This window comes from Agromyces sp. NBRC 114283, from assembly GCF_030268405.1.
GTDB lineage: Bacteria > Actinomycetota > Actinomycetes > Actinomycetales > Microbacteriaceae > Agromyces > Agromyces mediolanus.
Genome location: NZ_BSQP01000001.1, coordinates 910,096 through 922,812, shown reverse-complemented (window position 1 = coordinate 922,812; position 12,717 = coordinate 910,096). Strand labels below are relative to the sequence as shown.

General features: G+C 73.8%; 12 protein-coding genes. 8 read left to right on the top strand and 4 right to left on the bottom strand.

What is annotated here, in order from left to right; translation table 11 throughout:
• Positions 1 to 55 precede the first annotated feature (55 nt).
• Entirely contained in the window at positions 56 to 1,183 is a 1,128-nt protein-coding gene (locus tag QSJ60_RS04410; protein WP_285462761.1) for a hypothetical protein, read from the top strand.
• A 107-nt stretch (positions 1,184 to 1,290) separates the two neighbouring features.
• Positions 1,291 to 2,649: a hypothetical protein gene (locus QSJ60_RS04405; RefSeq protein ID WP_285462760.1), complete on the top strand. Its 1,359-nt coding sequence runs from the start codon at positions 1,291 to 1,293 to the stop codon at positions 2,647 to 2,649.
• Between the two features lie 217 nt (positions 2,650 to 2,866).
• On the opposite strand, the gene QSJ60_RS04400 is transcribed toward QSJ60_RS04405, so the two are convergent.
• Positions 2,867 to 5,686 (bottom strand): esterase-like activity of phytase family protein, encoded by a 2,820-nt coding sequence (locus QSJ60_RS04400; protein WP_285462759.1) that lies wholly within the window; start codon positions 5,684 to 5,686, stop codon positions 2,867 to 2,869.
• Positions 5,687 to 5,936: 250 nt separating this feature from the next.
• On the opposite strand from QSJ60_RS04400, the gene QSJ60_RS04395 reads away from it, so the two are divergent.
• The gene (locus QSJ60_RS04395) at positions 5,937 to 6,365 is read left to right on the top strand and encodes a hypothetical protein (protein ID WP_230763654.1); all 429 of its coding nucleotides are present in this window, start codon (positions 5,937 to 5,939) and stop codon (positions 6,363 to 6,365) included.
• 15 nt (positions 6,366 to 6,380) lie between these two features.
• Here QSJ60_RS04395 and yczR read toward each other — a convergent pair whose 3' ends face one another.
• Positions 6,381 to 7,841, bottom strand: a complete 1,461-nt coding sequence (gene yczR, locus QSJ60_RS04390; RefSeq protein WP_285462758.1) for a MocR-like transcription factor YczR — start codon at positions 7,839 to 7,841, stop codon at positions 6,381 to 6,383.
• A 63-nt stretch (positions 7,842 to 7,904) separates the two neighbouring features.
• Between yczR and yczE the strand changes: the two genes are divergently transcribed.
• On the top strand, positions 7,905 to 8,591 hold the full coding sequence (gene yczE, locus QSJ60_RS04385) for a membrane protein YczE (RefSeq protein ID WP_285462757.1): 687 nt from the start codon (positions 7,905 to 7,907) through the stop codon (positions 8,589 to 8,591).
• A 136-nt stretch (positions 8,592 to 8,727) separates the two neighbouring features.
• On the opposite strand, the gene QSJ60_RS04380 is transcribed toward yczE, so the two are convergent.
• Positions 8,728 to 9,486, bottom strand: a complete 759-nt coding sequence (locus QSJ60_RS04380; protein ID WP_230763648.1) for a MerR family transcriptional regulator — start codon at positions 9,484 to 9,486, stop codon at positions 8,728 to 8,730.
• Between the two features lie 159 nt (positions 9,487 to 9,645).
• On the opposite strand from QSJ60_RS04380, the gene QSJ60_RS04375 reads away from it, so the two are divergent.
• Genes QSJ60_RS04375 through crcB form a run of 4 tightly spaced genes read left to right on the top strand, consistent with a single transcriptional unit; the run spans position 9,646 to position 11,939 of the window.
• Positions 9,646 to 10,506, top strand: a complete 861-nt coding sequence (locus QSJ60_RS04375) for a DUF4097 family beta strand repeat-containing protein (RefSeq protein ID WP_285462756.1) — start codon at positions 9,646 to 9,648, stop codon at positions 10,504 to 10,506.
• The gene (locus tag QSJ60_RS04370; RefSeq protein ID WP_285462755.1) at positions 10,503 to 11,117 is read left to right on the top strand and encodes a PadR family transcriptional regulator; all 615 of its coding nucleotides are present in this window, start codon (positions 10,503 to 10,505) and stop codon (positions 11,115 to 11,117) included. The genes QSJ60_RS04375 and QSJ60_RS04370 overlap by 4 nt, the downstream gene beginning before the upstream one ends.
• 28 nt (positions 11,118 to 11,145) lie before the next feature.
• Positions 11,146 to 11,565, top strand: coding sequence for a FluC/FEX family fluoride channel (locus tag QSJ60_RS04365; RefSeq protein ID WP_189083322.1), 420 nt, complete (start codon positions 11,146 to 11,148; stop codon positions 11,563 to 11,565).
• Positions 11,562 to 11,939 carry a fluoride efflux transporter CrcB gene (gene crcB, locus QSJ60_RS04360; RefSeq protein ID WP_285462754.1) on the top strand — a complete coding sequence of 126 codons (378 nt, stop codon included), beginning with the start codon at positions 11,562 to 11,564 and terminating at the stop codon, positions 11,937 to 11,939. The genes QSJ60_RS04365 and crcB overlap by 4 nt, the downstream gene beginning before the upstream one ends.
• Positions 11,940 to 12,034: 95 nt before the next feature.
• Here crcB and QSJ60_RS04355 read toward each other — a convergent pair whose 3' ends face one another.
• A complete protein-coding gene (locus tag QSJ60_RS04355; protein ID WP_285462753.1) occupies positions 12,035 to 12,670 on the bottom strand; it encodes a copper resistance CopC family protein in 636 nt (211 codons plus the stop codon).
• Positions 12,671 to 12,717 lie beyond the last annotated feature (47 nt).

Genomic DNA, 12,717 nt, shown 5'->3' with positions numbered 1-12,717 from the left:
GGTTGCTTGAGGCATCCTCAGGGCGTATCTTCGGCAGCACCGGGGGGTGATCGAAATGAGCGACCTGGTCGTCGCACGGCGAACGCCGTTGCAGCGCCCTGCGCTCAGAATCGCCCTCGCGGGCGCGGCCGTCTCGGCCGCGTGGCTCGCGATCTCGCTCTTCACCGGCGCGTCCGGCGCCTCCGCGGAAGAAGCGGCGCCGCCGCCCGGCAGCGGTTCGTCGAGCTCCAGCGGCTCCGGGCTGCTCGGCGCGGTCGGCTCGGTGCTCGGCACCGTCGGCAGCGTCACCGGCGCAGTGGGCGACACGCTCGACGGCGTCGTCGGCGCCGTCACGGCGCCCGTGAACCAGGTGCTCGAGCCCGTCGTCGAGGTCGCACCGGCGCCCGTCGCCGAGGTGGTCGAGGAGGTTCCGGCCGTCGTGGACACGGTCACGGATGCCGCGAACGGAGCCGTCGACACCGTCGACGAAGCCGTCACCGGCACCGCCGGCGCAGTCTCCGGCACGGTCTCCGGCATCGCCGGCGGCGGAACCGTCGGCGGCGTGGTGACGCCCGTCACGAACGCGGTGGATCACCTCGTCGGCGCCCTCCCCGTCGTGGGCGGCCTGCTCGGCCCGGCCCCCGTCGGCGCCATCCTGAACCCCGTCGCCGGCGCCGTGGACGAGACCCTCGGCGGGGTGGTCGGCTCGCTCGGCCCGCTGCCCGACGGCGGCGTGCTGCCGCAACTGCCGACCGTGCCGCTGCTGCCCGGAGGACCCGGCGGCCCTGGCGGTCCCGGCGAGCCCGGAGGCCCCGGCACGGTGCCGATCCCGCCGTCGTCGGTCCCCTCGGTGACGGCCGCTGAGCCCACGCTCGCCGCCACAGCGATGGGCCCACCCGCCCGCGCCGGCACGGATGCGCGCTCGGCGGGCGATGCGGCGCTCGGCGCCCAGTTGCGCGCGCCGCACGACCCCGCACCACCGAACGCCCCGAACACGCCGCTCCCCGGCGCGCCGTCCTCGCCCGCCCTCGGCGGCGCCGCAGGCGGAACCGCGGCGGGCTCCGGCTCGGCCGGGGCATCCACCAGCTCCGACGCGGCCCTCGCCGCCGTCGGCCACGAGGCGAACGCCTCCCTCGCGCTCAGCACGGTGAACGACGAGCTGCCCTCGTCGCCCGTGTTCGAGACCGACACCACTCCTGACTGACGGGAACCGCCGTCCGTCGACGCGCTCACGCGCGCGCTCGGACACACGGTCACTCCGCTCCGGCATGCGCCGGCGCGTCGATTCCCACACAGTCAGGAGAACTGATCATGAATCTCAAGCGGCTCGCCGTGAGGGCGCTCTACGCGACCCTCGTCACCGGGGGGCTCACGCTCCTCGGCGCCGGCGTCGCGCACGCTGCGGACACCAGCGGCGACGACGGCATCCTGTCCGGCTCCCAGGCCGGCATCTCGATCGACCTCCCGATCACGCTCGGCGGCAACGCCGTCAGCGTGCTCGGCGACTCGAGCTCCAGCGACGCGAGCACGGAGACGGCGCCCGCCGCCCCGGCCGCCCCCGCCGAGGAGGCCACCACCTCCGGCGACGACGGGGTCGGCTCGGGCACGCAGGCGCTCGTCGACGTGAACGTGCCGATCACCATCGGCGGGAACGCGATCAGCGTGCTCGGCGACAGCAGCACGAGCGAACCGACGACCGAGGTCGCCCCGGCTGCCGAGACCCCGGCGGACGCGGGCAGCGCTCCGGCCGAGACGAGCGGCAGCGACGGCATCCTCGGCGGCACGCAGGGCCTCGTCGATGTCGCCGTGCCGGTCACGGTCGGCGGCAACGCCATCTCGGTGCTCGGCGACAGCTCGTCCGACGGCGCCGGCACGACGGTCGCGGAGGGCGCGGGCAGCGCACCGGCCGCGGGCGGCTCCACCTCCGGCGGCGACTCGATCCTCGGCGGCACCCAGGTGCTCGGCGGGGCCGGCGTCCCGGTCACGGTCGGCGGCAACGCGATCAGCGTCGTCGGCGACAGCGAGTCGACGGATGCCTCCACCGAGGTGACCGGCGGCACGGGCACGGGCTCCGGCAGCGGGGCCGAGACCAGTGGCGACGACGGCATCCTGGGCGGCACGCAGCTGCTGCCCTCGATCGGCGTCCCGGTCACGGTCGGCGGCAACGCCATCTCGGCGGTCGGCGACAGCACGTCGACGGACGCCTCCACCGAGGTGACCGGCGGCACGGGCACCGGCTCCGGCAGCGGAGCCGAGACCAGCGGCCTCGGCGGACTGCTCGGCGGGACGCAGCTCGTGCCCGGCCTCTCGCTGCCAATCACGGTCGGCGGCAACGCCATCTCGGTGATCGGGGACAGCGAGACGGACGGCCCGACGACGATCGTCGACCCGACGGATCCCACGGACCCGACCGACCCGACGGACCCGACGGACCCGACGGACCCGACGGACCCGACGGACCCGACCGACCCGACGACGCCGACCACCCCGACCACCCCGTCGACGCCGGCCGGGAACGGCGGGAGCGGCGGAGGCGCGACGATGGTCGCCGCCGAGGGGACGACCGGGCTCGCCAGCACCGGCGTCGACGGCTCGATCCTGTGGGCCGCGCTCGCGCTGCTCGCGCTCGGCCTGGTGCTCGTCGGACGGCGTCGCCTCGCCCGTAACTGAATCCTTGGGGCCCGGGCTCCGGCCCGGGCCCCGAAACCCCTGAACTCCCGGTCGCCCACACGGTGGACCGGGCGGCCGGATCCGTCCGGCCGGGGTCGGGGCGGTGACATCCCCCCGTTGCCGCCCCGCTCTCCCCTGCCCGCAGCACACCCCCGAGTTGCCCGACTTTCATGAAAGTCGGGCAACTCGGGAGGGAAGCGGGAGAGAAGTGCCGCGCTCAGGCCTGGCGGCGGCGACGACGCGCGACGAGGAGCGCGGCGCCGCCGCCGAGCACGACGAGCAGCGCGGCACCGGCCAGCCAGCCGCCGTCGAAGCCCGTATGCGCGAGCGCGCCGTCGCCGGATCCCTTCGCTCCGCCGGTGGGACCGCCGATGCCGCCGGTCTCGCCCGCCGCCGTCACCGTCAGCTCGGCCGCGACCTCGCTGCCGTCCGCCGCGATCGCGACGAGGCGGTGCGCACCGGGTGCGGTCGTCGCGGGGATCTTCGCCGTGAAGCGCAGCGCCCCGGTCTCGTCGACCTCGACCGAACCGAGCGCGACGGGCGTGCTGCGCAGCTCGAAGCGCACCGTGTCGCCGGGCTCGAAGCCGCTGCCGGTCACGCTCACGGTTCCGCCCGCGGCGACCTTCGATGCACTGAGCACGAGGCTCGCCTCACCGGGCTGTGGCTCCTCGTCCCCGGGGAAGACCTCGTCGGCCTGGCCGAGGCGCAGGAACACCGTCTCGCCCGTGGCATCCTTCAGGCCGTCGTTGTCGGTCACCGCGTACAGCGCACCGTCGGCCGCCGTCGCGAAGCCCTCGAGCTTCTCCTGCGTCCAGCCGCCGGTGGCGCGGAGCGCCGGCAGCACGTCGACCGCCGTGGACTTCTCGAGCATCGGCAGTGCACCGGCGAGGCCGGCGAGGCCCGAGGCATCCGCCGGCACGTCGATCCGGGTGATCCGCTTGACCTGCGCGGCCGGGCCGTTCAGCTTGTCCCGCTCGATGATCGCGAAGGTGTCGTCGTCGATCGCGGTGATCTCCGAGAGGCCGAGCCAGTCGCCCGCGACCGCGGTGTGCTCGAGGCGGTAGCCGAACCAGCTCCACTCCCCCGTCGCCGGGTCGAGCCGGCCGATGCGCGCCACGTCGTCGCCCTCCACGGCGCCCGCCGCGGGGTTCGCCGGGTCGGTCCACAGCGGCCGCTGCAGCACCGCCCAGACGCGGAGGTCAGCGCCGGCGCCGGTCGTCGTGACGCCCTCGAAGCCCCACTTGCCGACATGCGCCGCGATCTCGGCGGGCAGCGGGAAGCTGTCGACGACAGCGCCCGAGGCATCCGTGCGCTTCAGCACGTTGCCCGCGCCCGTCGCGCCCTCGACGGCGAGCCAGAAGCCGCCGTCCTCGGCGACGGCCAGGCCCTCGACGTCGAGTGCGGCGGGCGTGCCGCCCTCGGTGATCGCGAGCGAGCCGGTGATCCGGGCCGGGGTCTGCGCGACGTCCACCGTGAACACCGTCGCGGGCGAGAGCACCGAGTCGCTCGCCGCGTACACGCGGGCGGCGTCCGTCGGGTGCCCGGCCAGGGCGCCGAGGGCCGACCAGCCGATCGGCGCGCCGCCGACGACCTCCGAGACGATGCTGGGCTGCGCGGCGGCGCCGGCGGGCGCGTGGGCGGCCGCGTCGCCGAAGGCGTACAGGTTCACCGAGGCGCGCACGCCGACCGCGGCGGCGTCGGTCTCGCTCGACACGACGAGGAGGTCGCGCTCGGGCACGGGCAGGATGCCCTCCGGACCGTTGGTCGAGAACAGCAGCTGGCGGAAGGCGGGGGATGCCGGGTCGCTCACGTCGTACACGGCGACGAAGTTCGAGCGCTCGCTCGCGACGAAGGCGTAGGGCACGCCGTCGAACTCGGCGACGGAGATGCCCTCGGGCTCCGCGCCCTTCTTCGCGGCGCGGTCCTCGTTGTGCAGCCCGTGCTGGACGGCGAGGTTCGCGAAGGTGTTGCCGGCGTCCCAGACCACGGCGCCGTCGGCGGCGTCGAACACGGTCCAGCCGCGCGTGCCGCCCTTCCAGTCGCCCTCGTTCGCGGTCGCGAGGCGGTCGTCGCCGATCCAGGCGATGGCGTCGGGTTCGCGCGGCGTCGCGGGGATCGAGCCCGAGAGGTCGATGCGGCCGTCCTTCGCGACATCGATGCCGCTGACCGCGACCGAGCCCGCGGAGAAGGCGCGGGTGACCTCGAGCGTCGGCAGGTCGATGATCGCGATGCCGTTGTTCTCCTGCAGGGTGACGGCGAGCTCGTTGCGCGAGTTGATCGTGACGTACTCGGGCTCAGGGTCCTGCGGGGTGTCGAGGCCGGCGGCGGCCAGCACCGGGATCGGGGCGCCCGTCTCGTCGACGAAGGGCACGGCGTCGACCGTCCACGCGGCGGGGTCGGCCGGGTCGACGAGGCCGAGCACCTGCACGAAGCCGGCGGGCAGCTGCGGCAGGTCGCCCTTCTTGCCACCGGCGGGCTTGAACTCCTCGTCGCGCTGGTTCTCCATCGCGATGGCGGCGTACGCGCCGTCCTTCGAGATCGCGATCGAGTCGGGCTGGCCGCCGAGGTCGATCGAGCGCACCAGGCTGCGGTCGCTCGCGCGGAGCACGTCGACGCGGCCCTTGGGGTTCACGAAGTCGCCGCCGGTCTCGTCGATGACGACGAGCACGAAGTCGCCGTAGGCGGCGACGGAGGTCGGCTGGTCGTCGGCGTGGCCGAGCTCGGCGAGCTCGACGGTGCCCGTGCCGACCGGGTTCGCAGGATCGCTGACGTCGAGGAAGCCGATGCGCTTGCCGAGGGCGTCGGTGTACACGACGGTGCCGTCGTCGGTGATCGTCGAGATCTCGGCGACGGTGGCGGCGGCCGGGTCGACGCCCGCCGGTACGTTCTGGAAGACCGGATACGTCGCGGTGCGGACGAAGGCGGCGGGGGCCGCGGGCTCGGCTGCGGCAGCGATCGCGCCGCCCGACACGAGCCCGGCGGCGGCCAGGCAGGCCACGGCGAGCGCGGCGGCGGACAGGGGACGACGAGCGGGCATGCGGGCACTCCGGTGGGTCGCGGCGGGCGGGGGTTCGGCGCCAGCGTGCTGGCGCCCGGTGGCGCGGGAGTGCCCGCCGGGTGTCGCGCGGGCGTCCGGCCGGTGTCCGCTCGGTGAACCGGCAGTCCCTTCAGCCTGGGCGACAGGCGTCGGCGGCGCGGTCGCCGGCGCTCGCGATGGGGATTGCTCCCCATTCCGGATGCCTCCGCGTTCTGCCATGCTGGTATCCCCAACGAGACGAGGTCGGATCATGAGCAGGTCATTCGCGCGAACCGTCGCCGGCTTCGGCGCCGCCGTGCTCCTCGGCACCCTCGGAGCGCTCGCGCCAGGCGTCGCCGCTCAGGCCGCGCCGGCGTACGCCTGCAGCCAGAACCACGTGAAGACCATGCAGCTCCGCAACGCGAGCGGCACGGTGGTCGGCAAGCTCGGCATCTACCGCACTGGCACCAAGGTCTGCGCCGTCGCCATGAAGGCCGGGCCGCTCTACGGCGTGGAGAGCTACATGTCGCTGGCGGTCGGCACGAAGGGCGATGAGGGGCGGTTCAAGTACCAGACCCGAGCGATCACCGTCGATTCACGGAACGCCTACCGGGGCTGCGTCGGAATCCAGCTCGCGATGAAGAACCGGAACGGGAACTGGTTGCCCACCCCGCAGGCGTACACGCAGATCTGTCCGTAGCTCCACACGCGGCGGCTAGACGACCTCGGCGAGCAGCCCCGCCTCCGGCGCAGCCGTGCCGGGCAGGGCGAGCCAGGCCCGCGACAGCGCCTGCACCGCCTCGTCGATGGTGTCGGGCGTCAGGCAGATCGGCAGCCGCAGGTAGCGCTCGAACGCGCCGTCGATGCCGAAGCGGGGGCCGGCTGCGATAAGCAGGCCCTGCGCCCGGGCGGCGAGCGCGAGCTGCGAGCTGACCGGCGCGCCGAGCCCGATCCAGGTCGCGATGCCGCCGTCGACGTGCGGTACGTGCCAGCCCGGGAACGCCTCGGCCAGCCTCGCCTCGAGGAGGTCGCGGCCCTGACGGAGCTCGGCGCGGCGGAACGCGAGGATCTCGTCCATGCCGCGCACCAGCCGGGTCGCGATGAGCTGCTCGAGGATGGGCGTGCCGAGGTCGCCCGGGGCGCGGATGGCCACGAGGCGGCGGATGAGCGCGGGCTCGGCGCGGATCCAGCCGACGCGGATGCCGCCCCACACGGTCTTGCCGAGCGAGCCGACGAGCACGGCGGAGCCGACGGGGCCGTAGGCCGCGAAGGGGCGGAGGGCGGCCTCGCGGTCGAGGTCGAGCTCGGCGGTCGTCTCGTCGGCGATGATCACGGCCCCCTGGCGGGCGGCCGCATCGAGCACTCGCGCGCGGCCGTCCTCGTCGAGGGAGCGGCCGGTCGGGTTCTGGAAGTCGGGCATGAGGTACGCCGTCGAGGGATTGGCATGGCCGAAGGCGCGGACGAGCGCGCCCACCTCGTCGTCGACGTCGAGCCCGCCGGCATCGTGCGGGGCGACCGGCACCGGAACGAGCCGGGCGCCGGCGGCGCGCAGCGCCTCGTAGGCGTGCGGGTACGTCGGTGCCTCGATGACGGCGCGGTCGCCGCGGCCGACGAGCACCTTCGAGAGCAGCCCGATCGCATGCTGCGCGCCGATCGTCACCATCACCTGCTCGGGTGCGGTCGGAAGCCCGCGCGCGGTGTACCGCTCGGCGATCGCGAGGCGCAGCTCGGGCAGTCCGACCGGGTCGAAGCCCGAGCCGGCGAGCTGCGCGGGCAGCTCTTCGACGGCGTCGCGGGCGACGTCGGCGAGCCAGGGCAGGGCCGGCGGGGCGGCCTTCGACAGGTCGAGGTGCTCGACGGCGGGCGGCGCGGGCAGCACGGCGGGCGCACCGGGAAGGCGCGTGACGCTGCCGGAGCCGCGGATGCTGCGCAGCAGGTCCTGCTCGCGCAGCCGCCGGTACGCGGCGGCGACGGTGGTGCGGCTCGCGCCGAGTCGCTCGGCCAGCTCGCGCTCGGCCGGCAGCCGCGTGCCGACGCTCACCCGGCCGTCGAGCACGAGCAGGCGCACTCGGTCGGCGAGGGCGGCGTAGGCGGGACCGCTCGGCCCCGTGCCGGCGTCGCGCCAGTCGCCGAGCAGGGTCACGAGCGCGCGTGCGCTGATCGAGGCATCCGCCATGCGATCCACTTTAGGAGAATTGGCCTCTTGTCGACAGTCCAATTCTGGAATTGGATGGCTCTCATGCTCCGCCGGATCCCTCAGCTGCTCATCGGCCTCGTCCTCTACGGCATCGCCGACGCCATGATGATCCGCGCGGCCCTCGGCGTGGACCCCTGGACCGTCTTCGCCCAGGGCCTCTCCCACCTCACCGGCATCGGCATCGGCTGGCTCACGAACATCGTCGGGCTGCTCGTGCTGCTGCTGTGGATCCCGCTGCGCCAGCGCCCCGGGCTCGGCACGGTGCTGAACATCCTGCTGATCGGGCCGAGCATCGAGCTCGGGCTCTGGCTCATCCAGACCCCGCCGGAGCTCTGGCAGCGCATCCTGCTCTTCACGGACGGCCTGCTGCTGCTCGCCGTCGCGAGCGGCCTCTACATCGGCAGCCGCTTCGGCCCCGGCCCGCGCGACGGCCTGATGACCGGCATCCATGCGCGCACCGGCTGGCCGATCTGGGTCGGCCGCACCATCGTCGAGGTCACCGTGCTCGGCATCGGCTGGCTGCTCGGCGGCGACGTCGGCTTCGGCACCGTCGCGTTCGCGATCCTCATCGGCCCGCTCTGCGGGGTCACGCTGCCGCTCCTCGCCGTGCGCGAGCGCCGCCCAGCGGGCGCCTCGCTGACGGCAGCGCCGCCGACGGATGCCTCGCCGCAGGATGCCTCGGCGCAGACGGCTGCGCCGACGCATCCCACCGCCGCCGCGCCGCACTGAGCGGCGCCCACCGACCGCTGCGGCCCCCAGGCCGGGACACCTCGGGGGCCGCAGCGCACCCGCTCCCGCACTCCAGATACACGAGTTGCCCGACTTTCATGAAAGTCGGGCAACTCGGAGCGAAACCAGCGCGAGCTCAGAGCTCGCGCTCGGCGTAGCTGCGCAGCGCGTCGCGGACGAACTCCGCGCCGGCCTGGCCGCCGTAGTTCGCGCCGAAGCGCGGGTCGGCGACGTACATCTCGCCGAGGCCGAGCACGTAGCCCTTGACGTCGCCGCCGGGCACCGCCGCGGGCGTGCCGGGCACGCCCGTCAGCCACTCGACGTGGCGCTTCGCGAGCGCCTGCGCCTCGGCGCCGTCCGGGGCGAGCCCGGATTCGGCCGCCGCGGTCCAGTCGCGGGACAGCTCCGCCGTGCGGGCCTTCCACTCGCGCTGCCCGGTCTCGCCGAGTCCGCGCCACCAGCGGTCGCCCGCCGCGTACGCCTCGGCGCCCCAGCGTTCCTCGACCTCCGCCTTGTGGACGGTGTGGTCGAAGCCGTCGAACATCTCGTCTGCCATCAGTCGTTCACCTCCTTCCAATGCCGTGATGGTCTTCTCGACCGACGCGATCTGCCGCGCCAGCCGGCCTTGCTCCTGCCGCAGCCAGCCGAGGTGCGCCCCGAGTGCGCGCGCCTCGTCGGCGTCGCCCTCGAGCACCTCGGCGATGGCGGGCAGGCCGAGCCCGAGCTCGCGCAGCAGCAGGATCCGTTGCAGCCGCACGAGCGCGCGCTCGTCGTAGTGGCGGTAGCCGTTGCCGGCGACCCTCGTGGGCGCGAGCAGGCCGATGTCGTCGTAGTGCCGCAGGGTGCGGCTCGTCGTCCCGGCGAGCTTCGCGATCTCTTGAATCGACCAGTCCACGTCTCAACCTCCGAGATTCACCGTAGAACTTGACGCTACGTCAAGGTCAAACCGTGCTGCCTGAGTTTTCCCCGACACCCCTTGCACGAGCCGGAGACGCGATATATCGTGTCGTACGTAAACGCGATATATCGCGTCATCGTTCAGCAAGGAGTCGCAATGTCCATCGAGAAGTGGGTGATCGCCCCCGGCGAGTCCCGAACCATCGACCTCGAGCTCGTCCGCAAGCTCAAGGTGAGCCTCCTCGGCGGCAAGGTCGACGTCATCGCGCACGACGAGCCGGGTGCCCGCGTCGAAGTCTCCTCCGTCACCGGCAAGGAGCTCGCCGTCTCCATCGACGGCGACGTGCTCGAGATCGACCACCCCCAGCTGCGCTGGGACAACTTCATCATCGCGTTCAAGGGCTGGGCCGGCAATGCGAAGGCCGAGGTCTCGATCCTCGCCCCGCGCCACGTCGTGCTGCAGCTCGGCGTCGTCTCCGGCGACGCGCTCGTGTCCGGCTTCGACGGCGACGCGAAGCTCAGCACCGTCTCCGGCGAGCTCGTCATCGACAACCACGACGGCGACCTCGAGCTGTCCGGCGTCTCCGGCGAGATCTCGGTCGGCAACCACGTCGGCCGCATCACCGCCCACACGGTGTCGGGCGACATCATCGCGACCGGCGAGATCACGAGCTTCAACGCCGACTCCGTCTCGGGCAACATGATCGTCGACGCGCACGGCACCCCCGACCGCATCGACACGAACACCGTCTCGGGCGACCTCACGGTGCGCTTCGCCGGCGGCGCCGGCGCGCGCTACCGCATCAACACCGTCGCCGGCACGCTCGTGCTCGACGACATCACGGTGAAGGGCATGCGCGGCAAGGGCTTCGAGCGCGTCGTCGGCGAGCTCGCCGGCACCTGGCTCGACCTCGGCGCCAACAGCGTCTCGGGCAACATCTCGGTGCTGCGCCGCACGGTCGCGGAGACGGCGGATGCCTCGTCAGCGACATCCTCCGGCGACGAGGCATCCCGATGACCCCGCCGGTCTTCGCGCACGGCAGCCTGCGCCTGTACCTGCTCGCCCTCCTCGAGGAGCGTCCGCGGCACGGTTACGAGCTCATCCAGGCCCTGTCGGAGCGTTTCGGCGGCACCTACTCCCCGAGCGCCGGAACCATCTACCCGCGCCTCGCGAAGCTCGAGGAGGAGAGGCTCGTCACGAAGACGAGCGACGGCCGCAAGTCGATCTACGAGATCACCGACGCCGGCCGTGCGGAGCTCGACGCCCGGCGGCACGAGCTCGACGACATCGAGAACGACGTCACCGACTCCGTGCGTCGACTCGCGCAGGACGTGCGGCAGAACGTCGACGACGCGATGCGCTCGCTCCGCGCCGAGCTCGCGAGCGCCGCCCGCGAGGCCAAGCGCTCCGCGACGAGCGTGCGGAGCGAGACCATCAACCTGCACGCCGACTCGAACCGTGCCGTGCACGAGGCCGACGTGGTGCTGAACGAGTTCCGCCAGCAACTGCGCACCGAGCTGCGCCGGCAGGCGAGCCGTGGGCGGGTCGCCCCCGCCACCGTGGACCTGCTGCGGGCCCGGCTCGCCGAGGTCCGCGCCGAAGTGCTCGGCACCTTCGCCGAGCGCTGATCCGGCAGAGCGGCGCTACCCTCGACACGTGCGCAACATCCTCGCGGTCGCCGTCGGCGGGCTCCTCGGCACCGGACTGCGCCTCGTCTTCGACCTCGCGTTCCCGCACGCCGACCACGAGTTCCCGCTGGAGACGCTGCTCGTCAACCTCGCGGGGGCGTTCGCGCTGGGCTGGCTCGCCGGCGGGCTCTGGCGCCGCCCCTCGACGCCCGCCTGGCTGAAGGCCGGCGTCGGCTCGGGCGTGCTCGGCTCCTTCACGACGCTGTCGGCCGTGATGGCCTCGCTCGTCGTGCTCGAGCGCGAGGGCGAGCACCTCACCGCGGCGCTCTACCTCGTGATCTCCGTGCTCGCCGGCCTCGCGGCCGCGGCGGCGGGACTGTGGCTCGGCTCGCGGATCGGCCGCCGCCGCATGCCGGACACGATCACCGACTCCGGGGAGACGCTGTGACCGCGCTCAGCCCGCTCGTGATCGCGACCGTGCTGATCGCGGGCAGCCTCGGCGCGGTCATCCGCTACCTGCTGTCGCGGCGCTTCCCGGTGCGACCGGGCCACCTGCCCGGCGGCATCCTGATCGTGAACGTCGTCGGCTCGGCGGTCGCCGGCGTCGTGCTCGGGCTCGCGGAGCGCGCCGCGGTCTCGGCCGATTGGCGGCTCATCCTCGTGACCGGGTTCTGCGGCGGGCTCACCACGTTCAGCACCTGGAGCGTCGAGACGATCGAGCTCCTCGACGGCGGCCGCTGGCGGGCCGCCCTCCTCAACGTTTTCGTCACCCTCGTGCTCGGCTTCGCGGCCGCGGGCGCCGGGTACCTCCTCGCCCGCTGACCGCCCGCCGACACCCGCCGACACCCGCCGACACCCGCTCGAGTTGCCCGACTTTCATGAAAGTCGGGCAACTCGAGGAGGAGTGCAGGGACGGGTCAGGCCTCGGGGCCGCGGCGACGGGCGCGCGCGACGACGACGATCGCGGCGGCGAGGGCGGCGACGCCCAGGATGCCGCCCGCGATGCCGGCGATCGCCCAGCCGTCGGGGCCGGCCGAGGCCTCGTCGTGCTCGGTCGCGGCCGTGTCCTCGTGCCCGTCGTCACCCGCGGCCGCGTCGTCGTGCGGCGCCTCCTCGGTCCAGGTGCCGGTCGCCCCGACCCCGACGCCGAAGTCGATCGTGCCGTCGATGACGTGCCCGTCGCTCGACACGGCGCGCCAGCGGACCTGGTATTCGCCGGAGAGGTCGGCCGGCAGCGTCGCGGTCACGTCGGGGCCGGCGACGGCGGCCTCGCCCGAGTCGATCGCCTCGCCGTGGTGGTCGACGACCTCGATCGCGGTGCCGACGGGGATGATGTCGTCCGAGAAGGTCAGCTTCACCTCGGCGGGCGAGGTCTCGAGCACCTGGCCGGGCTCCGGGCTGGAGGCGATCAGCTCGTCATGAGCCGAGGCGGACTGGGCGTTCGCGAGGCCGAGCCAGGCGGTGGCGGCGAGCGCAACGGCGCCGAGGGCGAGCAGCCGGCGAGGCGAGGCGGTGCGCACGGTGGCGGCGGCGGTGGTGGCAGTGCGGTGCATGGGGGGGTTCCCGTCTTCGTGCGTCCGGGGCGCGGGGGCCAGCGGAC

Excerpts from the sequence above, each read along its gene's own strand:
- QSJ60_RS04410 (WP_285462761.1), top strand. The coding sequence starts at position 56 with ATGAGCGACCTGGTCGTCGCACGGCGAACGCCGTTGCAGCGCCCTGCG.
- QSJ60_RS04405 (WP_285462760.1), top strand. The coding sequence starts at position 1,291 with ATGAATCTCAAGCGGCTCGCCGTGAGGGCGCTCTACGCGACCCTCGTC.
- QSJ60_RS04400 (WP_285462759.1), bottom strand. The coding sequence starts at position 5,686 with ATGCCCGCTCGTCGTCCCCTGTCCGCCGCCGCGCTCGCCGTGGCCTGC.
- QSJ60_RS04395 (WP_230763654.1), top strand. The coding sequence starts at position 5,937 with ATGAGCAGGTCATTCGCGCGAACCGTCGCCGGCTTCGGCGCCGCCGTG.
- yczR (WP_285462758.1), bottom strand. The coding sequence starts at position 7,841 with ATGGCGGATGCCTCGATCAGCGCACGCGCGCTCGTGACCCTGCTCGGC.
- yczE (WP_285462757.1), top strand. The coding sequence starts at position 7,905 with ATGCTCCGCCGGATCCCTCAGCTGCTCATCGGCCTCGTCCTCTACGGC.
- QSJ60_RS04375 (WP_285462756.1), top strand. The coding sequence starts at position 9,646 with ATGTCCATCGAGAAGTGGGTGATCGCCCCCGGCGAGTCCCGAACCATC.
- QSJ60_RS04370 (WP_285462755.1), top strand. The coding sequence starts at position 10,503 with ATGACCCCGCCGGTCTTCGCGCACGGCAGCCTGCGCCTGTACCTGCTC.
- QSJ60_RS04355 (WP_285462753.1), bottom strand. The coding sequence starts at position 12,670 with ATGCACCGCACTGCCACCACCGCCGCCGCCACCGTGCGCACCGCCTCG.